The sequence below is a fragment of the Mesorhizobium sp. BAC0120 genome (assembly GCF_033542235.1).
Classification (GTDB): domain Bacteria; phylum Pseudomonadota; class Alphaproteobacteria; order Rhizobiales; family Rhizobiaceae; genus JAWRCU01.
Genome location: NZ_JAWRCU010000001.1, coordinates 314,191 through 337,880 on the forward strand (window position 1 = coordinate 314,191; position 23,690 = coordinate 337,880).

Below are 23,690 nucleotides of genomic sequence, written 5' to 3' on the forward strand. Positions count from 1 at the left end.
CGACATCATCCCTTCAGGTCCCGTAGTGACCGGGGGCCTTGCCATCGCCCGATGGGCAGAATGCCACCGATTATCTTCCGTTGGAAGGGCAAGTAACTGCTGCGCTGCGACACTGATCGAATAACCGGCTCAGCACACGCCTCAGACGGCAGAGGTTCCTCCTTCCAGAATCCTCCAGTCGAATTCGCGTGCCCAATCAGCGAAACTGTGCCAGCGGACCTCCGGAAATTCGCGATGCAACGCGGCGATATCGGCATCGTAACCGCAGCGGTCGAACCATTCGAACATGCGCGCGGCATCCTCGCTTTGCCGGCGAGCCGCAGCGATCGGGATTTCCTGATAGTTGATCGTCCGGCCGATGGCTTGTGACAGGATCTTCGCTTGCTCCTCGCCCGACAATTCGTCCCCGGCGATATCGAAGCGTTTTCCGAAGACCTGATCGCGCCGCTCTACGAGCGCGGTGACGAAGGCCCCGATGTCCGCCAGGCCTATCAGCTGGAGGACGCGCCTCGGCGGCAGTGCAAAGGCGTATGTGCCCTGGCGCAGGGCGCCGATCGACCATGCCGCGACGATGTTCTCCATGAAGGCGACCGGCGCGCTGATCGTATAGGGGATGCCAAGGCCGGTGATGTGCTCCTCGACGAGATATTTGCTTTCGAAATGCGGGATGCCCGTCTTCTTGTTGGCGTCGCCGACGGACGAGTAGATCAGATGCCCGACGCCGGCGGACTTCGCCGCATCGGCGGCAATGATCCCCTGACTGGTCTCGGCCTCGCAGCCGGCTTCATAGCTGTTGCCCATCAGGAACATGGTATCGACGCCGGCTGCAGCCCTGATAATGGAGGCTGCGTCACCGAGATCGCCGACCACGACTTGGGCGCCGGCCGACGCCAGGTGCCGTGCAGCGGTGCTCTCCGGCTTGCGGGTGAGCGCCTTGACGACATGTCCCTTGGACAGCAATGCCTGCGCTACTGCTCCTCCTTGCTGGCCGGTAGCGCCGGTAACCAGAACGCTTCGTTTTGTGCTCATGCCTTTGCTCCTTGTTTCCGATGAAGCAAAGTTAGGGACTGCAGCATTGATCCATAATGAGCTATAATTGGGAAACATCGTCCCGAAAACCGGCACAATGTTCGATCTCAACGATATCATGGTGTTCGCTCGTGTCGTTGAGGCCGGCAGTTTCACGGCCGCCGCACGCCTGCTCGGCATTCCCAAAACGACGGTTAGCCGCCGCGTTGCCGCGCTCGAGCGGGAGGTTGGTGTGCGACTGCTGCAGCGCACGACGCGCAGCCTCAGCGTAACGGATGCAGGACGTCTCTATTACGACCAGAGCAGCCAGGCGCTGCGGACGATCGAAGATGCGAATCTACAGCTCGCGCAAGCAAGCGCCGAGCCCTGGGGCACCATTCGCATTTCGGCTCCTGTCGGCTTTGGCGGTTACTTCCTGACGACCACCGTGTTCGATTTTCTTGCGGTCTACCCGAAAACCAAGGTCGAGCTGCGCCTCACGGATGACAGGCTCAATCTGGTCGAGAACGGAATCGATCTCGCTTTCCGCACCGGAATCCTTCCCGACTCCACCCTGATCGCCCGCAAGCTCGGCTCCACGCACAGGATCTTGTGTGCCAGCCCGGACTAATCTTGCGCGGTATGGCGTCCCGGAAGGGCCGGCGCACCTCGCTCGTCATCGCTGCGTCATCGCGGGCCCGTCGGCCACTGGCGTTCAGTGGGTACTGGACGGGCCGCATGGCCAGGAAACGGTGATTGTCTCTGGACGCTTTGCCGCAAACGAGATGCAAGCCGTGATTGCCGCCGCGATCGCCGGTTACGGCATCGCCCAATTGCCTTATCGCACCGCGGAGGCGTCTATCCGGGAGGGACAGTTGCACCGCATTCTATGCGACTATACGACGCCGGTAGGAGGCCTTTATGCCGTATATCCAAGCAGCCGGCATCTTTCGCCCCTGGTCAAGGTGTTCATCGATCTTGCAACCGAGCGATTAAGCGGCGCAGGACATTCCATGGAGCGGGCAACCATCGACCAGCTTGGCTGAGCCTGTTTATTCCAACTCGATGAAATCCACCTGCCTGTCTGCAAGTCGATAGAATCCGTTCTGTGGGACGGGCAGCTCCAGCATTGCTCGCCGGGACAGCCCCATATAGAGGCCGCGCAATATTCTCCCCAACAGCCCGTGAGAGATTGCGATTGTTGGCTGGGAAATATCAGCAAGCCATCCTTTCGCGCGATCGCAAACGTCGTCAAAAGTTTCACCATCGGGCGATCGGAAATACCAATCGAAGCCGTCCGCTCCTTGCAGGGCGCCGGGATATTCCATGTCGATTTCGAAATGCGTCATGCCGTCCCAGGAGCCAAGCGTTACCTCCATGAGACGAGCCTCATCCTTGGACGGCAGTTGAATTGAGCGTGTAATACGCTCGGCCGTCTGCTGTGCCCGTCCCAGAGGGCTCACCTGCACCTCGAATTGCGATTCAATCCCCAAGATTTTGCGCGCCAGAAGCCTTCCGAGTTGATCGGCTTGTTCGATTCCGCGCAGGGTCAGGGGCGAGTCCATCTGTCCTTGAAAACGGCCGGCTGTATTCCAGACCGTCTCCCCATGGCGAAGCAGATAGATCATTTGGTCAAGCCCTCAGCCGAACACCATCTCCGCAATGGAAAGCCAGAACGCGCAGCTGATCACCGCGAAAGCCGTCGAGATGGTCATCTGGTTCGAGGTGAGCGCCTGGCCGGTGCCGAGCTGAACCGCGATCAAATAGGTGTTGATGCCTGCTGGCAGCGCGGCGGTGGCGACGGCCACCTTGGCCGAAAGCGGAGGGAGGCCGAACAGCCAGGCGAAGCCGAGCGTCGCCGCCGGCATCAGGAAAAGCTTCAGTAGCGACAGGACGACCGCAAGCTGCACGTTTCCAGAAATGCCGAACCTGCGCAGCCCGAGCCCGACCGCAAACAGCGCCAGCGGTCCGGCAATGCCGGCAAGTGAGTCGACGAAGCGCACGGCAAGATGTGGGAGCGGCAGGCCCGTGAAGCGCCAGGCGAGCCCGAACAATATGCCGATGATCAGTGGGTTGGCGAGGATCTTGCGCAAGAAGCCGGAGAGCAGCACCAGCGGCGGGTCCAGCTTTCCGCTTTCGCGCCCGAACAGCTCGAACAGGATGACGGAAGCCATCATCATGGTCGGCAGGTGGATCGAGACGATCAGCGAGAGGACATTGATGCCGTCCTGCCCATAGACACCGAGGACGAAAGGTATTCCGACCAGCACGGTATTCGAAAATGCCGCAGCCACCCCGCCGACGATGCCGGCTGCACGATCGCGTCCGAAAATCCGTGTGGTCACCAGGTGTCCCACGGCCCAGGCGACGATCACCGCCGAGAAATAGGCTGCCCACAGCCGCCAGGGTGCGGCGCCGTGGAAATCCGCGTCGACCATCGTGCGGAAGAGAAGCAGCGGAACGGCCACGCCGACGGCGAATTGCGAGAGCGCTTCGCCGATCTCCGCTTTCAGATAGCCGCTCCAGCCGGCGACGTAGCCGACCGCGATGAGCCCGAATACGAGGAGAACCGTTTCTGTGAGCGGAGACATTGTCGCCTGATATGCGAGCCCGCCACGGCCGGCAATCCTCGCCCGGCGATCCCCTCCCCGCTCGCATCCGGCAACGAGTGCCCGATCTGAGAGCGCCTGCTTGTTTTTCTTGCCGCTTTCCCATCCCTATATGCCGCGCTTCGGGGCATGATCCCGAAAAGTTCCAGACTTTTCGGGCAAGAGCATGCGGAATAACAAGGCGTTAGAGCAGAATGGCTCTGCTGCGATTCATCCTGCTCTAAGGGAGGGTTGATGCTCCGTATTCTTTTGATCGTCGCTGCGGCGCTTCTGTGTTCGCCGGCCACGGCCACCGAGGCCGGTTGGGCGCTGCTGCGCGAGGGCGGATACGTAGTGCTCCTTCGCCACGCAATGGCCGGTGGGGGGAGCGACCCTGCCAATGTCAACGTCGACAACTGCTCCACCCAGCGCAACTTGACCGAGAGAGGCCGCCAGCAGGCCGATCGGCTCGGCGTGCTCCTTTCTGTCCGGGCAGCCCCAACCGAGAAGGTCCTGTCGAGCCGCTACTGCCGTTGCCTGGAGACCGCCCAGTATGCCTTTGACGACATGAAGCCCGAGACTTTCGAAGCGCTCGACCCCCTGCCCGCCGACCCAAAGCTGGCGTCTGCACAGGAGGCCGAGATCGTCGAGCGTGTGAAATCCTTCTCGGGCTCAGGCAACCTCGTGATGATCACCCACAAGGAGAACATCGAGGCGTTGACGGGCGTGTCGCCCCGCGAGGGCGAGGCGGTGATCGTCCGCGCCGACGGCGACAAGTTGCGCGTTCTGGGGCGGGTCATCTTCGATTGAAGGCCTGCCCAGCTGCTGAGGCGTGTAGGATAGTCGCGACATCCGCCGCTGACGCCCGGTCCTGGCCTGTTCTGGAAAACTTTGCCGGCGATTCGCCCGTCAGCTTTGCCGCCGCGGGTGCATGTCCGCGCGACCGGGCAGTTACACGTCCCTCGCCGTCAGCAGGTTAGCGTCGCGCGCGAGCCGCCAGCGGCCGTCCGGCTCCTTGCGCATGATGGTCAGCGCATAGCCCGACCGCCGCGCGGGTGTGCCGCCGGGCGCCGTCGCCGTCATGTCGATATGGCTGCGAAAATACGCCCAGTCGCCGAAGATCTGGATTTCCTGGATGTCGCTCTTGCTCTCGATGAGGACGCCCTTCATGCCGTTGAAGGCGGCCGCGAAGACCTTCTTGCCGAACGGTTCGGCTCCTGGAACCAGGAAGATTGCATCGTCCGTCATTAGGTCGAGCACGGTCTGCAGGTCGCCCGAGTGGCTCGCTTCGAACCAGGTTTTGACCAATTCGCGGATAGCCCGCTCGTCATCGGTCATGTCGAAACTCTCCTGTCGATACCCGAAAAGCTGCTGTCGATATAGGGCGAGAGCCTCGCCTTGTCCGAACATTCGCCCTTTTCCTGCCCCAAAAAACCGACTAGAGAGCCCAATCCAACCAGGCCCAACCAGGCATCGAGGTACAAGTGTCAACGACTTTCGACAAGGTTGCGAAGATCATCGCCGATACGAGCGAGATCGACCGCGACACGATCACACCGGAAAGCCACACCATCGACGATCTCGGCATAGATAGCCTCGACTTCCTCGACATCGTGTTCGCCATCGACAAGGAATTTGGCATCAAGGTCCCGTTGGAGAAGTGGACGCAGAACGTCAATGACGGCAAGGTCTCGACGGAGGAGTACTTCCTTATGAAGAACCTCTGCGCCAAGATCGACGAGCTGGTGGCAGCCAAGGCCGCCGCTTCCGGATCGCCAGCCGGGGCATGAGCCCGCGCGACGTCGTCATCACAGGCATCGGCCTCGTTTCCGCACTGGGTGAAGGGAACGAGGCTCACTGGCGCAAGCTCACCGCTGCGCAGCCGGAGCCGGTGGTGGACCAGGAGCGTTTCCCGCCCTACAGCATCCATCCCCTGCCAGAGATCGATTGGGGTTTGCAGATCCCCAAGCGCGGCGACCAGCGCCAGATGGAAACCTGGCAGCGGCTCGGCACCTACGCGGCTGGCCTTGCGCTCGATGATGCCGGCATGAAGGGCGATGACGCGCTCTGCTCGACCATGGACATGGTGATCGCCGCTGCCGGGGGAGAACGCGACGAAGCGGTAGATACCGCAATTCTGAGTGCCTCCCGAAGCCGCCCGGATGTCGGCGTGCTGCTGAACGAAAAGCTGACGACCGAGCTCAGGCCGACGCTGTTCCTGGCGCAGCTCTCCAACCTGCTCGCCGGCAATATCTCCATCGTCCACAAGGTTACCGGCTCATCGCGCACCTTCATGGGGGAGGAAGGATCCGGCGTATCGGCCATCGATACGGCAGCTGCCCGCATTCGCTCCGGCCAATCCACGCACGCCCTCGTAGGCGCTGCCCTCAACTCCGATCACCCCGATACGTTGCTCAGCTACGAGCTCGGCGGCTACCTCCATCGTGGCTCCTGGCGGCCCGTTTGGGACCGCGCAGGTTCCGAGGGCGGCGGCGTCGTCAGCGGTTCAGGTTCGGCCTTCCTTGTGCTCGAGTCGCGCGAGCATGCCGAGAAGCGCGGCGTAGCCGTTTATGCGAAGCTTGCCGCTGTCGCGTCCGACAATGCCGGGCGCAAGGACGGGTTGGCCGATGCGGTCGAGACATTGCTGCGCAAGGTCGATCCGGATGGTCGAAGCCAGCTTGCCGTTTCCGGCGCTTCCGGTGCGCATCAAGCGACGAAAGCGGAACGTGAAGCGCTCGAACTCTTCAATCTGCCGGTCCGCGCTTTCTCGACACTCACCGGCCATATCAAGGAAGCACAGTTTCCCTTCGCCGTTGCCCTTGCGGCATTGGCAATCAAACACGGCAGCGCCTATCCTCCATTCGACCGGCAGTCCGAAAAGGACTTCGCAGGCAATCCGCAGGCGGTGCTTGCGACGGCCATCGGCTTTTATCGTTACGAAGGCGCCGCACTCGTTACAAAGGCCTGAGAGGCGAAGATCATGACGAAAACCACCGATCACCTCGGCAGGCCCGTGGTCGCCGTCACCGGCATCGGCGTCATCACCTCGCTCGGCGTCGGCAGGAAGGACAATTGGGAGGCTCTCACCTCCGGCCGCTCGGGCATTCGCGGCATCAGCCGATTTCCGATCGACCATCTCAACACGCGCATCGCCGGCATGGTGGATTTCCTGAAATCCAGCGGCAGCGGCGCCAGCGCGCTGACTTACGAGCTCGCCGAGACCACCGCCCTTGAAGCGATCGGACAGAGCGGGCTGAGCGACAGCGATTTCGGTGGGCCGCTCTTCTTGGCCGCACCGCCTGTCGAGCTCAGCTGGAAGTCGCGCCTCGGGCTATACGCATCGGCCGACGAAGCGGAGGGTTACCAGCGGCTGCTTTCAGTCGCGAGCCGGCAGAACAATTCCGGGATATTCGAGACTGTCCAGTTCGGCATGATCGCCGGGCATTTGTCGGACCGGCTCGGCACACGCGGCCTGCCGATCACGCTCTCTACAGCCTGCGCCTCCGGCGCGACCGCCATCCAGCTCGGCGTCGAGGCGATCCGCCGCGGCGAGTGCGACAGGGCGATAGCGATCGGCGCCGACGGCTCGGCGACGGAGGAGGCAGTGATCCGCTTCTCGCTTCTCTCGGCGCTTTCCACGCAAAACGATCTGCCCGAAAAGGCCTCGAAGCCCTTCTCCAAGGATCGGGACGGCTTCGTGCTCGCCGAAGGTGCGGGAGCACTGGTACTGGAATCGTTGGAATCCGCCAAGGCACGCGGCGCAACGGTGCTCGGCATCATGAGCGGCTGCGGCGAGCGGGCCGATGATTTCCATCGCACCCGCTCCAAGCCGGACGGTTCGCCGGCGATCGCCGCCGTGCGGGCGGCGCTGGCAGACGCCGGCATCGGCGAGGACGGCATCGACTACATAAACGCGCACGGCACATCGACCCCGGAAAACGACAAGATGGAGCACCTGTCGCTGTCAACCGTGTTCGGCGAGCGCATCAAGAAGATCCCGATCTCGTCGAACAAGTCGATGATCGGACACACGCTTTCGGCGGCCGGCGCGGTCGAGGCAGCCTTTTCGCTGATGACCATCAACGAGGGCGTGATCCCGCCGACCATCAACTACGACAATCCAGACCCGGCGATCGACCTCGACGTGGTGCCGAACGTCAAGCGCAGCGCGGATGTCGGCGTCGTGCTCTCCAATTCCTTTGGTTTCGGCGGCCAGAACGCCTGCCTCGTCATGGCACGCGAGCCGCGATAGTTCTTAGTAGTGTTGATCTTTTAGACGGCGCTAAAGTGATCGTTATCTAAGCAGATACTGGTAGCGTCACCCTCTCCTTCGCGTTGCTCAGAATTTTGCTTGTCCTGGACTATCCAAATGGTTCCGGGCATATGCTAAACATATGCACGATGGGTGGGGGACATACTATCGATGAAAGTAAAGTCATTTCTTTTTGCCGCTCTTGCGGCAGGATTGATCGTTGAGGCAGCCGGCGCAGCCAAGATGTATGAGTTCTACATCCAGGACTTCAAGCTCAAGGACGGTGTCGCCCATGTGGTCGTCAAAGCGGTGAATCAAAGCGGCAAATTTGCCTCGGGTCTCGCCATCCGTTGCGAATTCAAGGATCAGAGCGGGAAAACTCTGGACGTTGGCTGGCGCCGCAATCTGATTGTTGCTGCTGGAAAGAGCGAGACATTCACGCTCTTGTCCAAGAAGAATATGGAGAAGGCGCGATCCGTGAAGTGTTCCGCTCTGCAGTATGGATACTAGCGCATCGGGCCGAAGGACCGCGTCAGCGAAAAGTGCGTAGCGGCTTTCGAACGAATCCGATACGCAAACAAACAGTTAGAGCGGCTTGCTGATCCATATTGATGGCACGCCGCGCTAATGCGGCCGCTCGCGGCGCGACCGCGCGATTGACGCCTCTTGCGCAGAATGGCATTTGGCCAGCTTGAAGAGTCGGCTCGACGGGGAGGCCGCTGCCGTGGCGCGCTCCGACACTCTTCCAGCACCCTTTGCGGCCAAAGGGATAAAATAGTCAGGGGCCCTCCCATGCCGGCTCCTGTCGCGCGGTGCAAGGTAGATCAATGCGCGCACTACAACTCGTCGACGATAGGCGGCTCGAGGCTGTCGACCTGCCGCCCCCGCCGCCGCCCGCACATGGCGAGGTGACGCTGAGGATCAAGGCCGTCGCGCTGAACCACATTGACGTATGGGGCTGGCGCGGCATGGCCTTTGCCAAGCGCAAGATGCCGCTGGTCATTGGCGCTGAGGCTTCCGGCGAGGTCGACGCGGTCGGCCCCTCGGTTGCAGGGCTTGTTCCAGGCCAGTTGGTCTCGATCTACGGCGCACGCACCTGCGGGCTCTGCCGCGCCTGCCGCGAGAAGCGCGACAACCTTTGCGAGAACGTCTCTGGCGTGCACGGCTTCCATCTCGACGGCTTCGCGCAGGAAAAGATCAATATACCCGCGAGGCTCCTGGTCCCTGCCCCGCCCGGGGTCGATGGGATCGGCGCTGCCGTGGTCCCGGTGACCTTCGGCACGGTCGAGCACATGCTGTTCGACAATGCCAGGCTGGAGCCGGGCGAGACGATCCTGGTGCATGCCGGAGGGTCCGGCATCGGCACCGCGGCCATCCAGCTTGCCAAGCGGATCGGCTGCACCGTGATCACCACGGTCGGCTCTAACGACAAGGTCGAAAAGGCGAAGGCGCTCGGCGCCGACCACGTCATCAACTATCGTGAGGACCGCTTCGAAGGCGTGGTGCGCAAGCTGACCAGGAAGAAGGGCGTCGATGTGGTCTTCGAGCATGTCGGTGCCGACACTTTTGCCGGCTCCATGCTCTGCCTGAGGCGCGGCGGCCGGCTGGTCACCTGCGGCTCCACTTCGGGCGTGTCGACCGAGATCAACCTGATGCAGCTCTTCCAGCAGCAGCTAAAGCTGCTCGGCTCATTCGGCTGCCGCATGGAGAACATGGCGGATGCGCTGCAAAAGATGGCTGCCGGCCAGGTGAAACCCGTGATCGACACGGAGGTCGGCTTCGAGGACATCGGGCGCGCCTTGCAGCGCATGGAAGGCCGCGACGTGTTCGGCAAGATCGTGCTCAGAATGGTCTGATCCGGGATGCGGTCGCTCCGACAGGGCTGCTTGGTATAGGGATGAGGGCGCAGCTTTTTCGCGCGGCCGGCCGGCGCTTGCGCATGGCCAACTACTGGCTCATCGCACAGGCCGCGAAGGCCGCGATCTTTATCCTTCGGCTGCTGCCGATGGACGCAGCGCTCAACTTCGCCGACCGCACGGCGCGCCGGCTCGGGCCCCTTTTCGGCCGCCATCGCGTCGCGCTCGATAATCTCCGGAGCGCCTTTCCCGACAAGAGCGAGGCAGAGATACGCGCAATCGCCCTCGACATGTGGGGCAACATGGCGCGGCTCGGCGCCGAATACATCTATCTCGACCGGCTGTTCGACTATGATCCGGCACGCCCGGACACCGGCCGGATAGTGGCGCGCGGCACCGATATCTACGAGCGCCTCGCCGGGGAGAAGAAGGCGCACATCTTCTTCACTGCTCATCTCGGCAATTTCGAGCTGATCCCGGTCGGGGCCGAAACCTTCGGGCTCCACACCACGGCATTGTTTCGGCCGCCGAACAACCCCTATATTGCCGAGTACATATTTTCGACCCGAAGCACCGCGATGGGCAAGCTGCTCGCCTCGCGCCGGGGCGCAGCGATCGAGCTTGCCCGCATCCTCGAAAGTGGCGGCAATATCGGGGCGCTCGTCGACCAGAAGTTCCAATACGGCCTGCGGACCACCTTCTTCGGCCGGCCCTGCGAGACAAGCCCGCTTCTGCCCAAGCTTGCCCGGCAGTTCGACTGCGATGTTTATCCCGCGCGCAGCACACGACTGCCTGGCAACCGCTTCCTGCTCGAAATCGAAGAAAAGCTCACGCTGCCGCGTGATGCCGAAGGCAAAGTCGACGTGCTCACCACGGCGCAACTCATGAACGACGTTGTCGAGCGCTGGGTGCGCGAAGCGCCTGGCCAGTGGATGTGGTTCCACAAACGCTGGAAGCTCTCCCCGCCCCGCAAGGGCCGCAGAGCCGGCAAGGCGACGCAGGCCTGACCGAGGCGTTCATCTTCGCGACCGTCGTCTGTCTGATTGCCGCAGCCGCCTCTTGGTCACGCGGTGCCAAGTACGTCCATAACGATGGAGTTTGACGCTCACCCACGCGGTTGTTTCACGTAGGCAATATAACCGCGAACGTCGGCGGCAGGTTCGGCATATGCATCGCCCAGCGTCTCTTCCATCGCCGCCATGTAGGTCTTCGCCCAGTCCGGCAGCGGATAGTCGATCACCGCGAGAAATTCGAGCGTCGCGGCCAGCCTGATATCGGCAATGGACGGTCTGTCGCCGCCGATGAAGGGCTTGCCGTCCATGTAGAATTTGTGGAAGACCTCGAGCGGCTCCGCGAGCGCCTCCACGGCCGCCATCCGGGCCTTCTCTTTCGTTTCCGCGTCGGCATCACTGTACCCCACCTCGCCGGCATACTGACCGAAGTTGAGAGCCGGGTAGGTCGCCCGTGCGAGGTACGGATAGAGCGTGCCGATCAGGTAGAACATGGCACTGTCGATCATCGCCCGCCTGGCCGGGTCTTTCGGGTAGAATTGCTCCAGCCCGTGCTTATTGCAGAGATACTGCATGATGGCGCAGCTTTCCCACAAAGCGCCTTTCGGCAGGTCCTCCGATTCGATCATCGGCGTCAGATGCGAAGGGCATCTTGCCGAATACTCGGCCGAACGCGTCTGGCCGAAGACATCGCGTTCGCTAAAATCGACGCCTGCGGCGCGCAAGAAGACCCGTGCAGTCATGTTGTTGACGCTGGGCTTGATAACATTGAGCGTAATTTCGGTCATGTGCGGTCCTCCCATCGGCCGTTGCGATCAGTACGGGTTCTTCGGCGCACGATCCTCGGAAAGCGAGGGTCGGCTTCGTTCGGTCAGCGTCTCGATGGCATCGGCCAGATGCGCCTCGGCGATTGCGTAGTCGCCGCGCGCAAGCCTGATCCTGTGCGCCTCCGTCAGCACGTCGACGTGGCTGAAGCCCGCCGGCGGCTCGAAGCGGTACGAGGCCAACTCGACCAGCAGGCCGAGCGGGTCCTCGAAATAGACGGAATCCATGAAGCCGCGGTCCTTTACGCCGCTGTGCTTGATCCCTCGTTCATCCAGGCGCGCCACGGCCTGCTGGAAGGTCGCGCGCGAGACCGCAAACGCAATGTGGTGCACTGAGCCGATATCGGTCGACGTGCGACTTGGATCGGGTTTGCGGGTCTCGTCGGTAAAGATCGTTATGAGGCGGCCATCGCCCGGATCGAAATAGAGATGGCTCTCGGTCGCCTTGTCCAGGTTGGGCTGCTCGAACACGAAAGGCATGCCGAGCACACCCTCCCAGAAATCGATCGACGTCTGCCGGTCGGCACCGACCAGCGTGATGTGGTGGACTCCCTGCGACTGAAGTTTTCGCATCGCTGTTCCTCCCTTGTTCAAGCGCCATGCCGCACAAGCTTCGACTTGTATTCGCTGCGCTCGAGCGTGCCCCATGGCACCAGCTCGACCCGCGTGGTGACAACCAGCGCGTCTCTGAGACGCGTCTGAATTCTTTCGGCGAGCCGCAGGTTGCCCTCGCGGCCTCGGGCGAGCTCCACCGAAACCGGCAGAGGCGGCTCCTGCCTGACGCCTGCGGCCGGCGGTCGTATCAGGATACGCCCGCTGACCGCCGGGGCAAATTCATTCACAAGCTCCCGGATCGCCGAGGGAAAGATATTCACGCCACGCACGATCAGCATATCGTCGGTGCGGCCGATGCAACGCAGCCTCGGTGCAGTTCGCCCGCATCTGCAGGGCGACGTCCAAACTTCGACATGGTCGCGTGTGCGGAGCCTCAGCAGCGGTGCCGCCTCGTGCCGAAGATGGGTAAGCACGAGCTCGCCCCTGGCGCCGTCTTCCATCGCGATCGGCTCGCCGTTCTCGGGATCGATCAGCTCGGCATGGACGAAGCCGCGGGCACCCAGATGCATGCCGCATTGCTCCTCGCATTCGCCCCAAAGCGATACGCCTATGTCACCGATGCCCATCGCTTCGGTGACCTTGGCGCCCCAGGATTCCTCCAGACGCGCCCGCATGGCCGGCTCTCCGCCGCCCGGTTCGCCCGCGACAAGCAGCCGCCGGACACTCGAACCTTTCAGGTCGAAATTGCGGTCGGCCGCCCATTCCGCCAAATAGGCAGCATAGGAGGGTGTCATCACGGCGGCTGAGGGTTTCAGGAGGCGGATCGCCGTCATCAGCCGCTCGGTATTCCCCGTGCCGACCGGAATGTGGCACATGCCAAGTCGATCGAAAGCGCCAAGCGCGGCGCCGGCAACGAACGGGCCGGCATTGTAGGTCGAAATGATGGCCTCGCCCGGCTTGATGCCGGACGCCGAATAGCTGCGGGAGGATCCCGTCACCCAATTGTCCAGGTCGCCCGCCGTCAGCGGAATGTAGCTGGGCGTCCCGGTCGTTCCGCTCGTGGAGAAGATACGTATGATCCGATCGGGCGAGGCAGCGACATGCGTCCCTATCGGATCGGCCTCGCTGACACTTGCCCGGATCTCGGTCTTTTCCGTGAACGGAAGCCGGGCAATGGCATCGAGACCGCCGATCATCTTGGGCTCCGCAAATCCTGCTTGGCCAAGCTTCGCCTGGTAGAAACGCGAGTGCGCCAGTAGATACTCGATTTGCCGACGATAGAGCGCGTCATCCAGCCGAACCTGGTCGCTCCATGGCATCGTCTCGAGATCGGACTCAAGCATGATCAGTCCCCGCTTTGGTCGCCCCTCCTGTAGGTGACGGCTGCTTCCGCATGCGCTGTCATGGCAAACCCGACCGGGTTCTGCAGCTCCTCGAAGAGATGAGCGAGAATCCCGCCGGTGCGGGCAAGCAGCGGGATCGCCTTGATCATCGCGGCGGGGAATTCGAGGTCCAGAAGCACTGCAGCGATCGGCATTGAAACGTTCATGACCAATGGCTTGCCCCAGACCATGCTAACCGCGGCGCCGATCCGTCTCGCCATGGCCACATTCGACCCGCTCACCTTGCGCACATCGGCAAGCGTGAGAATTCGCTCGGCACGCGGATCGGTCGGACGATGGATGGGATGGCCAAATCCGGGCACCTTGCGGCCCGAATTGCGAATATCCTGCACCAGGCCGAATGCCACGGCGTCCGCATCTTCTCCAGCCGCTACCCGGGCCTGCGCCTCCGTCAGAAGCTTGCCGCATAATTCGGACGTTCCAAGCAGGACTGGACCGCAGCCGAGCAGCCCTGCCGCGAGAGCACCCTGCAGCGAGTCGGGATCGGCCGACAGCGTCATCCGTGCCGCTTGCACCGTCGGCACCATGCCGTGCTCCGCGATGGCGATGAGCAGAAGGTCCAGAAAATAGCGCTGGCTTTCCGTAGGCTCCCGGCCGGTCAGCAGCAGGTAGAAATACTCGGTGAAGCTGAGGCGCCCCATAAGGTCATGACAGAGGTCGCGGCCGCGCACTTCGATGCTGTCGGCTTTTGCCACGCAGATCTGCGTGGTCGGCTCACGGGGCTTGCCAGAATGCATCCGCTCCCCCTTCGCAACACCTGTCGTCCTGGCTGCTGAATTCGCAGGATGCGAGAAGTGTATTTCAAATCAGGGATATGCACCAGAAGCAGCGGCGCGATGCCTTCAATAGTTCGCCTGAGTTCTATACCCGGCCGGTTGCAACCTTCTAAGAAGACGCTAGCCGCCGTAATAGTTCACGACGGCATGGCGAGCCTCGGCAAAAAAAAGCCAGCGCTCGACGGCGACACCTGATCCAAAGAGCAGAACCGCGAGCAGTTGCAGGAGCAGGGCCAATACCCCCTGCCCGGCTACTGCGACCAGGACCAGGCACGCCGCGGGCGCGATCCCGCCGAAAATGATTGCAAGCCGCGACAGCTTGGCAGCGTGCTTGCGGGCGATGCGATAGCCCATTTCGCGGGTGAGATAATTGTCGTTGATATGCGGCCGTTCAAAAAGCCGCACACGGCCGATCGACCCTAGGCCGGTCGCGCTTTCCGGCGTCGAGATCGGCCGAAGCGAGCGGAGCCTGCCCCACCAGGCGATCTTGGCGCCCCATGCAGCGGCGAGAAGAATGATCGCAGCGACAGAAAATCCTGTAGCGGTCGCTCCTCCGGCAATATGAAGCAGCCCGCCGAGGAGCACGCCGCCGGCCGCACCGAACAGCAGATAGCAGAGCGGGGTCAGCGGAGTATGCCAGGCATCGACCGACTTCAGCGAGGCATAGATCATCGCCGTGCAATAGACGGTCACCGCAGCACCGGCCGCACCGAGAAGGCCGGGCAGTTGGAGGTAGCGCCCCTCGACCACCGAAGCCCACGCGGAAACGAGCAGCGGCACGAATGTGACGATCGCCATCACGCCCTCGCGCGACAGCCAGCTCGAGCGCCATTGAGTGAGCGCGCGCCAGGCGCGTTGCGGATTGCCGAGATGCAATGTCGACGACATCAGCCCGGCTGAAATCAGAAGCAGCGCCAGGACATGCGCGACCTTTGTCCAGAGCAGCGCAGGATCGAGCAATCCGAGGCCAAGCACTGCTGCCAGCCCGTAGCCAAGGCCGGAAAGCGTCGTGAAGACGATGATGGAGAATGCAGGATGCACTTAGCGGCTCCGGTCGCAGGAACTGAGGTGCGGCCAGTCACAGCCGAAGTCGCGCCCCTTCGCACCCCCCTCTGTCCTGCCGGACATCTCCCCCACAAGGGGGTAGATCGGACGGCCGCATTGGCTTCGCCAACCGTTAGCGTCAGTGATTGGCGAAACCCAAAATGACGGCCGATCTCCCCCCTTGTGGGGGAGATGTCCGGCAGGACAGAGGGGGGCAACGTAGAGCGCTGACATCAATCGCTATCACAAAGTCACATTCGATCCAACACACTATCCAGCCACGCAAAGAACCCCCTTGCTCCATCAGTATTCTCCGCGACCGGCAGCAGATCCGCGCTATCGGCGAGCGGCTTCCTCGGCCGCGGCGGCAGGTATTTGTTGACCGGCCGCGTCCCCTGCTCCGGCATCAGGTCCATGCCGCCGCGTTCGGCGACCATGATCGACACCTCCGATCCCGGGTCGCCGAGGTCGCCGAAATGCCGGGCGTTGGCCGGGCAGGTGCGAACACAGGAAGGCACCCTGTCCACCTCCTCGAGTGTCTCGTTGTAGATGCGGTCGATGCAGAGCGTGCATTTCTTCATGACACCGGCCGCGAGGTCCATTTCGCGCGCGCCATACGGGCAGGCCCAGGCGCAGAGCCCGCAGCCGATGCACTTGTCCTCCTCGACCAGCACGATGCCGTCCGCCGACCGCTTGTAGGAAGCGCCTGTCGGGCAGACGGTGACGCAAGGCGCGTCCTCGCAGTGCAGGCAGGATTTCGGAAAATGCACGATGCGTGCCTCGCCGGCCTCCCCGACGATCTCGCCGCCTTCCGGCACGACTTCGAATGTGTGGATGCGGTTGAGAAACGTCCCCGAGACGTCGGCGCCATATGGATGCTGATCCGAGAGCGCTGCGCCATAGCCGCCGGTGTTCCATTCCTTGCAGGACACTACGCAGGCATGGCAGCCGACGCAGACGTCGAGGTCGATGACGAGGCCGAGCTTCTTCGGCGACGGTTTCGAAGGGAGCAGCGTCATTCGGCCCACTCCTCGCCATAGCGCAATTCCTGTGGGCGCTCGCGCGGCCGGCCGGGCTGAGCGACGGCCGCAAAGCGCGGCTCCGAGGTTTCGGCCCGCGCTATCTTCTCGATGCGCACGCGCAGATCGTACCATGCCGCCTGGCCAGTCACCGGATCGGAATTCGACCAGCGCATGCCGTCGCCCTTCGGCGGTAGAAGTTCGTGAATCAAGTGATTGAGCAGAAAGCCTTTTCGGGCCTCGGGCGCATCGCGATCGAGCCCCCATGCGCCTTCGCGCTTGCCGATGGCGTTCCACGTCCAGAGCGTGTTGCGGTTTGCCGCCTCGGTGCGCGCGACCTCGACCCTGATACGGCCGTGATGCGAGATCACTTCGGCCCAATCGCCGTCGGCAAGGCCCAGTTCGTCGCAAACCTGTCCCGGCACATACAGCACATTTTTCGTATGGATCTGCCTCAGCCAGGCGTTCATCGAGCCCCACGAATGGTACATGGCGGCGGGCCTCTGGGTGACGGCATGCAAAGGATAGGCTTTGCCATCGACCATCGACTCTTCCAGCGGCGGATACCATTCCGGCAGCGGGTGGAAGGCATCCAGGATGCGCTTGCGATGTGTCCCCGGCGCTCGAGGCTCGCGCTTTCCTTCGGCCGACAGACGGAATTTCTGCAGTGATTCCTGATAGAGTTGAAACGTCACCGGCTGCGGCTGATCGAAGAACCCCATGCGCACCGCAAATTCCTGGTAGGCTTTGTTGGCGTGCTTGAAGAATTGCGCTTCCAGTGGAATGTGCGCTGAGAAGAACGAGCCGTTCTCGATATAGCGCTGCAACTGGTCTGGATTGGCCGCGCCGCGCCCTGCGCGCTCGCCCGCGGTCCCGCGAAAGCCTGCCAGCGGACCGATGCCCGGCCGCCGCTCGTGGCGTACAATGTAGTCGGCATAGTCCTTGTAGAGTGCCCTGCCCCGATGGCCCACAAAGCCCGGCAGGTTGAGCCGAACGCCGAGGTCGATCAGTACCGACTGGAACGGCCTGACGTCACGGTCAGGCTCGACCACCGGCCAGCGAATAGCGTCCTGAACTGCATCCGGCTCGGAGATCGGCCGGTCGAGCAGCGAAATGCAGTCGTGCCGTTCCAGATATGTGGTATCGGGCAGCACGAGGTCGGCATAGGCTACCATTTCGGAAGCGTAGGCATCGGAATAGATGATCTTCGGGATGCGGTACTCGCCCGTGGTCGGATCCTTGTCTTCCAGCATCTTGATAACGCCGGCTGTATTCATCGAAGAGTTCCACGCCATGTTGGCCATGTAGAGGAACAAGAGATCGACCGGGTACGGATCGCCGGCATGGGCATTGGCGATCACCATGTGCATCAGCCCGTGCGCTGCGAAGGGCGCATCCCAGGAGAATGCCTTGTCGATGCGAGCCGGGTTGCCGTCGACGTCGATCAGCAGGTCTTCCGGTCCTCGTGGAAAGCCGAGATGGGGACCCGACAGCGGCTTGTTCGAGCCGAAATGCTCGGCGCGTCCATGCGGTGTCGGATGGGCCTCGACCGGCTTCGGATAGGGCGGCTCGAACCGGAAGCCACCCGGGCAGTCGACCGCACCGATCAGCACCTGCAGCATGTGCAGCGCGCGCGCAGTCTGGAAACCATTGGAATGGGCCGAAATTCCGCGCATGGCATGGAAAGAGACCGGCCGGCCGATGAAGCTCTCATGCCGCTCGCCATGGATATCGGTCCACGGCTGGTCGACCGTGATCGCCTCGTCGAAGGCGACGCGCGCGATTTCGGCGGCAAGCCCTCGGATCGTTTCGGCCGAAACACCCGTCTTCTCTGCGACCGCTTCGGGCGCGTATTTCGGATCGAGATATTTCTCGGCAAGCAGTTGGAAAGACGGCACGGCGTGGCGGCCGTCGGGCAGTGGATGACGCCCGGAGAGCGCTGGGCGCGAACCCTTGGTGCCGGTTGGGACGACCTGTTCGGTGACGCCGTCGAAGATCAGCGGCTTGCCTTCGTCGTCACGGGCAAAGAGGCCATAGTCGGCGTCATCAGGCGCATCGATCACCAGCCAGGGCGCGTTCGAGTAGCGAATGAGATAATCGACGTCGATCTTGTGCGCCTTCATGAGCAGGTGCACGATCGAGAGGATGAGCAGCCCGTCCGTGCCGGGCCTGATCCCGATCCAGTTGTCGGCAACCGCCGAATAGCCGGTGCGCACTGGGTTGACCGAAACGAAGCGGGCTCCGCGCTTCTTGAGCTTCGAAATGCCGATCTTCAGCGGATTGGAGTCGTGATCCTCGGCGACGCCGAACATGATGAAGAGCTTCGTGCGCTCCCAATCGGGCGAACCGAACTCCCAAAAGGCGCCACCGATCGTCATGATGCCGGCCGCGGCCATGTTCACGGAGCAGAAGCCGCCATGCGCGGCATAGTTGGGGGTGCCGAACTGCTGCGCCCAGAAGCCCGTGAGCGACTGCGACTGATCGCGGCCGGTGAAGAAGGCGAGCTTCTTCGGATCCGACCGGCGCAATGCGCCGAGCCACCGGGAAGCCGTTTCCAGCGCCTCGTCCCAGGAGATCTCCTGGAACTGGCCTGAGCCACGGGGGCCAACACGTTTCAGCGGTGCACTGAGCCTGGCAGGCGCGTAGTGCTGCATGATACCCGCCGAGCCTTTGGCACACAGCACGCCGCGGTTCACAGGATGATCGCGATTCCCTTCGATGTAGCGGATCTTCCCGCCCTTCAGATGCACATCGATGCCGCAGCGGCAGGCGCACATGTAGCAGGTCGTCTTGCGCACCTCGTCGGAAACCGGGGCCGACAGAGCGACCTTTGGATCGGATGGCATTTGCGGCTCTCCCTTGCTTCATCCTTTAGGGGAGCCGCTTGCGAAAGCAATGCCCGTCAGCGTCCTCGAGCGCCGCCGAGCCTAAAATTTGTCTATACTTATTAAATCGCTGTGACGCTTCGGCGTCGTGAACCCCTCGGGGGTCAGTTGACCACCACGATGCGCGTGTTGCCTGGCCCGACCTGCTTCACCATGGAATAGAATCTGGCGGCGTTGGCCGTGTGCAGCCTTATGCAGCCATGCGACGCCGGCGAGCCGAGCCGCCTCACATAATTGGTGCCGTGGATAGCGTAGCCGCCACGGAAGAACACCGAATAGGGCATCGGCGACATCTCGTATTTGCGCGAGTACCACATGCGGTGAAGCCGTGTCGGGCTATAGCTGCCCGGCGGGGTAACGTAACCCCTGCGCGCGGTCGAAACGGGCCAACTATAAACAACCCTGCCGTCCTGCAGGACGGTCATTGTTTGGGAAGAAATATCGATGCGCGCCAGGAGCGCGGCGCTCCAGCCTTCGACGGTCATGCCAAAAAGCATGGCAGCCGACACAATTGCCATGAAAGCAGTTTTTTTCATCTGGAACACCCCGTTCGCCCACTCCAACGCTAATTATATTTTCTAAATGCCAGGTGAACGAATAGTACAAAGACTCCTCGAGGTTTTCGCCAAACAAAGCTTGTCGACTTGATCAATTGGCCGCGACGGTAGCGTTATCGCGTCATAGGTGGAACCTGAGCGTCAGCGCGCCCGCAGATCGGATGACCGCAGCCCGTTGATCCGCGCACGCAACTGATGCGCTTGCCAAACACCGCGCTTGGCACTCAAATCGGTCCATGAACGAAAAACTCGCCAAGGCGATCGACGACCGCGTCGATGAGCTCATCGCGCTCACCATCGACCTGATACGCTTCCCGACCGTCAATCCGCCGGGTGAGGCCTACACCCCTTGCGCGGAGTATATCGGCGAGCGGCTGAGGAAACGCGGTTTCGGCCTCGAGTTCATCCGTGGCGAAGGGGCGCCAGGCGACAGTGACCGTTATCCGCGCACCAATGTCGTCGCGCGTCTCGACGGCCGCACACCGGGACCAACGGTGCATTTCAATTCCCATATCGACGTGGTCGAAGCCGGCGACGGCTGGACGGTCGATCCGTTTGCTGGCGTCGTCCAGGACGGCAAGGTCTTTGGCCGCGGCGCCTGCGACATGAAGGGCGGGCTGGCAGCATCGATCATCGCCGCCGAGGCCTTCATGGCGGTCTACCCGGACTTCTCGGGTGCGATCGAGATTTCAGGAACGGCCGACGAGGAATCCGGCGGCTTCGGCGGCGTCGCTCATCTGGCGCGCCTGGGCTATTTCTCGAAGCCGCGCGTTGACCACGTCATCATCCCCGAGCCGCTCAACAAGGACCGCATCTGCCTCGGCCACCGCGGCGTCTGGTGGGCCGAGATCGAGACCAAAGGCGAGATCGCGCATGGCTCGATGCCTTTCCTGGGCGACTGCGCGATCCGACACATGGGCGCCCTCCTGCACGCGTTCGAGCATGAGCTTTTCCCGGCCCTCGACCGCAAGCAGACGAAAATGCCGGTGGTCCCGGAGGGCGCGCGGCGCTCGACCATGAACATCAACTCGATCCATGGCGGACAGACCGAGGACTTCCGCCCCGGCCTCCCCTCGCCCAACGTCCCCGACTGGTGCCGGATCATCATCGACCGCCGTTTCCTGCTCGAAGAGGATATCACCGAGGTGAAGGGCGAAGTGACAGCCATTCTTGAACAGCTGAAGCGTGAACGGCCGAAATTCGACTACCAGATTCGCGATTTGATGGAAGTGCTGCCGTTGATGACGGAGCGCAGCGCTCCGGTCGCCGCCGCTGTGGCTCAAGGCGTTCGCAACGTCTTCGGCAAGGAGCCGGACTATGTGATTTCGCCCGGCACTTACGACCAGAAGCATATCGCCCGGCTCGGCCATCTGCACGACTGCATTGCCTATGGCCCCGGCATACTCGACCTTGCCCACCGGCCCGACGAATGGGTGGGCATCTCGGACATGGTGGAGTCGGCGAAGGTGATGGCGATCGGGCTCGACGTGCTGCTGCGTGGAGGGCGCGGCTAAATTCGCTTTGAGTTTACCGACAATTCAGGCCGCTGGTTGATGGTCTGAAAAACCACGCAGTAGCGTTCGGTGAGCTTCAGCAGCGAATCGATCCGTTCCTGCGGCTCGTCGGTATCGAGCTCGAATGCCAGCCGGATCGCCCTGAAGCCGACCGGGGCGTCCTTGGCGACCCCTAGCGTGCCGCGGAAATCGAGATCGCCTTCGGCCGAAACGGTGGCGTCGTTCAGCTTGAACTCCAGCGCCGTCGCGACGGCTTTGAGCGTCACGCCAGCGCAGGCGACGAGCGACTCGAGCAGCATGTCGCCCGAGCACAGCTCCAGCCCGCTGCCGCCGGTTGCCGGATGAAGACCTGCAACTGCGAGCGCGCGTCCGGTCTCGACTTTGCAGGCGATCGCCTGGTCGTCGATCGAGCCCCGCGCTCTGAGAGTTATCAGTGCCTTTTCCGGCGTCTCGCGATAGGTTTCTTTGAGCGGAGCCTGCAGCCCTTTGAGTGTTGTGGCGTCCATTGTAGCTCCTTCAATTTGCCTGCCGGCGACAGCGTGGCGTGCCTGACGGGCATATTGGCACAGGATTCCTTTTCAGGCGCAACCGGCGAGAACAAACTTGATTTACTCGCCAGGAAATTCGCGCTTTGATCCGCGCGGTTTGATGACGGAGCCCGAATCTATGAAGACGTGGAAAACCATTGTCGCCGCGACGGTCTTCGCGCTGGCGATCTGCAGCGGCGCGTTCGCCGCGCGCACCGACCTGGTGCTCGGCATCACGCTCGAGCCGCCGCACCTCGATCCGACCGCCGGGGCCGCGGCAGCGATCGATGAGGTGGTCTACGCCAACGTCTTCGAGGGGCTGACGCGTATAGGCAGCCACGGCGAGGTACTGCCGGCGCTGGCCGAGAGCTGGACGATTTCCGACGACGGCAAGGCCTATACTTTCAAGCTGCATACCGGCGTGAAATTCCACGACGGCTCGCCATTCGACGCCAGCGACGTGAAGTTCTCGCTCGACCGGGCGCGGGCGGAAAACTCCACCAACGCCCAGAAAGGCCTGTTCGTGGCGATCGACACGGTCGAGGTGATCGACCCCGCGACCGTCAAGGTGACGCTCAAGCACCCGCAGGGCTCGTTCCTCTACAATATGGGCTGGGGCGACGCGGTGATCGTCGCGCCTGAAAGCGCTGAGACGAACAAGGAAAAGCCTATTGGAACCGGGCCGTTCAAGTTCGAGAATTGGGCGAAAGGTTCCTCGATCACGATCGTCAAGAACCCCGACTACTGGGGTGAGCCTGTGGCGCTCGACAAAGCCGAGTTCCGTATCGTGCCGGACGCGGCGGCGGCCGTGCCGGCGCTACTGGCAGGCGACGTGCAGGCATTCCCCTTCTTCCCGCCTGAAGCTGCCGCGCAGATCAAGGATGATCCGCGCTTCAAGGTGGTGGTAGGCTCGACCGAAGGGGAGACTCTTCTTTCGACCAACAACAAGCGCAAGCCCTTCGACAATCTGAAGGTGCGCCAGGCGATCGCTCATGCGCTCGACCGCGAGGCGATCATCGAGGCCGCATCTTCAGGTTACGGCACGCCAATCGGCTCGCATTTCGCTCCCCACAACCCCGCCTATATCGATCTCACCGGCACCTATCCGCATGATGCCGCGAAGGCGAAGGAGCTCCTCAAGGAGGCCGGCTATCCGGATGGCTTCAAGGCAACTTTGAAGCTGCCGCCGACCCCCTATGCGCGGCTTGGCGGCGAGGTGGTCGCGTCCCAGCTTCGCGAGGTCGGCATCGAACTTCAGATCATCCCGGTCGAGTGGGCCGATTGGCTGAAGCAGGTCTTCACCGACAAGGACTACGACCTCACCATCGTCTCCCACACCGAGCCGAACGACATCGATATCTACGCCCGCAAGGACTACTACTTCAATTACGACAATCCGGCCTTCGACAAGGTCATTGACGAGCTGAACCTCACATCGGACGAAGCCAAGCGTACCGAACTCTATCAGCAGGCGCAGAAGATCCTGGCCGCTGATGCGGTGAACGGTTTCCTGTTCGAGCTGCCGAAGATCGGCGTATGGGACGCCAAGCTCGAGGGCCTCTGGGAAAACGCGCCGATCCAGGCCAACGACCTGACCAAGGTGAAGTGGACGGAGTAGTTGCAAGGGCTGGTGAGTTCATGAGCAGTAGGCGGCACTCTACGTTGCCCCCCTCTGTCCTGCCGGACATCTCCCCCACAAGGGGGGAGATTGGCCCTTCATGTATGCTTTCGCTAATCGCCTACGTCGCCGGTTGGCGAAATCCAAGCGGCCGTCCAATCTCCCCCCCTGTGGGGGAGATGTCCGGCAGGACAGAGGGGGGCGCGACGGGGCGCAAACGACGCCGACCTAACCTGAATGCCGAACACCACGGC

At 62.4% G+C, this 23,690-nt stretch carries 22 protein-coding genes and 1 pseudogene; 10 read left to right on the plus strand and 13 right to left on the minus strand.

The features are described 5' to 3' along the window. Positions 1–141: 141 nt before the first annotated feature. Positions 142–1,029, minus strand: a complete 888-nt coding sequence (locus SAZ10_RS01430; RefSeq protein WP_318607375.1) for an NmrA/HSCARG family protein — start codon at positions 1,027–1,029, stop codon at positions 142–144. 97 nt (positions 1,030–1,126) lie between these two features. Here SAZ10_RS01430 and SAZ10_RS01435 point away from each other — a divergent pair. After that, positions 1,127–2,054: pseudogene (locus SAZ10_RS01435) on the plus strand (LysR substrate-binding domain-containing protein). 6 nt (positions 2,055–2,060) lie between these two features. On the opposite strand, the gene SAZ10_RS01440 reads toward SAZ10_RS01435, so the two are convergent. Together SAZ10_RS01440 and SAZ10_RS01445 are read right to left on the minus strand one after the other, a co-directional pair. Beyond that, entirely contained in the window at positions 2,061–2,636 is a 576-nt protein-coding gene (locus SAZ10_RS01440; protein WP_318607376.1) for a histidine phosphatase family protein, read from the minus strand. Between the two features lie 12 nt (positions 2,637–2,648). Continuing rightward, a complete protein-coding gene (locus tag SAZ10_RS01445) occupies positions 2,649–3,599 on the minus strand; it encodes an AEC family transporter (protein WP_318607377.1) in 951 nt (316 codons plus the stop codon). A gap of 252 nt (positions 3,600–3,851) precedes the next feature. Here SAZ10_RS01445 and SAZ10_RS01450 point away from each other — a divergent pair, with 252 nt between their 5' ends. Then, positions 3,852–4,406 (plus strand): histidine phosphatase family protein, encoded by a 555-nt coding sequence (locus SAZ10_RS01450; protein ID WP_318607378.1) that lies wholly within the window; start codon positions 3,852–3,854, stop codon positions 4,404–4,406. A gap of 141 nt (positions 4,407–4,547) precedes the next feature. Here SAZ10_RS01450 and SAZ10_RS01455 read toward each other — a convergent pair whose 3' ends face one another. Beyond that, positions 4,548–4,934 (minus strand): SgcJ/EcaC family oxidoreductase, encoded by a 387-nt coding sequence (locus SAZ10_RS01455; RefSeq protein ID WP_318607379.1) that lies wholly within the window; start codon positions 4,932–4,934, stop codon positions 4,548–4,550. 146 nt (positions 4,935–5,080) lie between these two features. Between SAZ10_RS01455 and SAZ10_RS01460 the strand changes: the two genes are divergently transcribed. The 6 genes from SAZ10_RS01460 (at position 5,081) to SAZ10_RS01485 (ending at position 10,711) form a co-directional block, all read left to right on the plus strand. Then, positions 5,081–5,386, plus strand: coding sequence for an acyl carrier protein (locus SAZ10_RS01460; RefSeq protein WP_318607380.1), 306 nt, complete (start codon positions 5,081–5,083; stop codon positions 5,384–5,386). Next, entirely contained in the window at positions 5,383–6,564 is a 1,182-nt protein-coding gene (locus tag SAZ10_RS01465; RefSeq protein ID WP_318607381.1) for a beta-ketoacyl-ACP synthase, read from the plus strand. The genes SAZ10_RS01460 and SAZ10_RS01465 overlap by 4 nt, the downstream gene beginning before the upstream one ends. Before the next feature lie 12 nt (positions 6,565–6,576). Continuing rightward, positions 6,577–7,848, plus strand: coding sequence for a beta-ketoacyl-ACP synthase (locus SAZ10_RS01470; RefSeq protein WP_318607382.1), 1,272 nt, complete (start codon positions 6,577–6,579; stop codon positions 7,846–7,848). A 171-nt stretch (positions 7,849–8,019) separates the two neighbouring features. After that, entirely contained in the window at positions 8,020–8,358 is a 339-nt protein-coding gene (locus SAZ10_RS01475; protein ID WP_318607383.1) for a hypothetical protein, read from the plus strand. Between the two features lie 317 nt (positions 8,359–8,675). Beyond that, a complete protein-coding gene (locus SAZ10_RS01480) occupies positions 8,676–9,704 on the plus strand; it encodes a zinc-binding dehydrogenase (protein WP_318607384.1) in 1,029 nt (342 codons plus the stop codon). Between the two features lie 41 nt (positions 9,705–9,745). Beyond that, entirely contained in the window at positions 9,746–10,711 is a 966-nt protein-coding gene (locus tag SAZ10_RS01485; RefSeq protein ID WP_318607385.1) for a lipid A biosynthesis lauroyl acyltransferase, read from the plus strand. A 98-nt stretch (positions 10,712–10,809) separates the two neighbouring features. On the opposite strand, the gene SAZ10_RS01490 is transcribed toward SAZ10_RS01485, so the two are convergent. From SAZ10_RS01490 to SAZ10_RS01525, 8 genes are all read right to left on the minus strand, one after another. Beyond that, positions 10,810–11,502, minus strand: a complete 693-nt coding sequence (locus tag SAZ10_RS01490; RefSeq protein WP_318607386.1) for a glutathione S-transferase family protein — start codon at positions 11,500–11,502, stop codon at positions 10,810–10,812. Between the two features lie 27 nt (positions 11,503–11,529). Then, positions 11,530–12,111: a VOC family protein gene (locus SAZ10_RS01495; RefSeq protein ID WP_318607387.1), complete on the minus strand. Its 582-nt coding sequence runs from the start codon at positions 12,109–12,111 to the stop codon at positions 11,530–11,532. A 17-nt stretch (positions 12,112–12,128) separates the two neighbouring features. Continuing rightward, positions 12,129–13,436 carry a phenylacetate--CoA ligase family protein gene (locus SAZ10_RS01500; RefSeq protein WP_318607388.1) on the minus strand — a complete coding sequence of 436 codons (1,308 nt, stop codon included), beginning with the start codon at positions 13,434–13,436 and terminating at the stop codon, positions 12,129–12,131. A 2-nt stretch (positions 13,437–13,438) separates the two neighbouring features. Beyond that, entirely contained in the window at positions 13,439–14,233 is a 795-nt protein-coding gene (locus SAZ10_RS01505) for a citryl-CoA lyase (RefSeq protein WP_318607389.1), read from the minus strand. Between the two features lie 159 nt (positions 14,234–14,392). Continuing rightward, entirely contained in the window at positions 14,393–15,313 is a 921-nt protein-coding gene (locus tag SAZ10_RS01510) for a dimethyl sulfoxide reductase anchor subunit family protein (protein WP_318607390.1), read from the minus strand. 254 nt (positions 15,314–15,567) lie between these two features. Beyond that, entirely contained in the window at positions 15,568–16,335 is a 768-nt protein-coding gene (locus SAZ10_RS01515) for a 4Fe-4S dicluster domain-containing protein (protein ID WP_318607391.1), read from the minus strand. After that, a complete protein-coding gene (locus SAZ10_RS01520; protein ID WP_318607392.1) occupies positions 16,332–19,181 on the minus strand; it encodes a molybdopterin oxidoreductase family protein in 2,850 nt (949 codons plus the stop codon). The genes SAZ10_RS01515 and SAZ10_RS01520 overlap by 4 nt, the downstream gene beginning before the upstream one ends. Positions 19,182–19,324: 143 nt before the next feature. Continuing rightward, positions 19,325–19,756, minus strand: a complete 432-nt coding sequence (locus SAZ10_RS01525) for a L,D-transpeptidase (RefSeq protein WP_318607393.1) — start codon at positions 19,754–19,756, stop codon at positions 19,325–19,327. 257 nt (positions 19,757–20,013) lie between these two features. Between SAZ10_RS01525 and SAZ10_RS01530 the strand changes: the two genes are divergently transcribed. Continuing rightward, complete coding sequence (locus SAZ10_RS01530; RefSeq protein WP_318607394.1) at positions 20,014–21,291, plus strand: acetylornithine deacetylase/succinyl-diaminopimelate desuccinylase family protein; 1,278 nt, start codon at positions 20,014–20,016, stop codon at positions 21,289–21,291. Here the strand turns inward: SAZ10_RS01530 and SAZ10_RS01535 are convergent. Beyond that, positions 21,288–21,797, minus strand: coding sequence for an OsmC family protein (locus SAZ10_RS01535; protein WP_318607395.1), 510 nt, complete (start codon positions 21,795–21,797; stop codon positions 21,288–21,290). The genes SAZ10_RS01530 and SAZ10_RS01535 overlap by 4 nt on opposite strands. A gap of 160 nt (positions 21,798–21,957) precedes the next feature. Between SAZ10_RS01535 and SAZ10_RS01540 the strand changes: the two genes are divergently transcribed. After that, positions 21,958–23,436, plus strand: a complete 1,479-nt coding sequence (locus SAZ10_RS01540) for an ABC transporter substrate-binding protein (protein ID WP_318607396.1) — start codon at positions 21,958–21,960, stop codon at positions 23,434–23,436. Positions 23,437–23,690 lie beyond the last annotated feature (254 nt).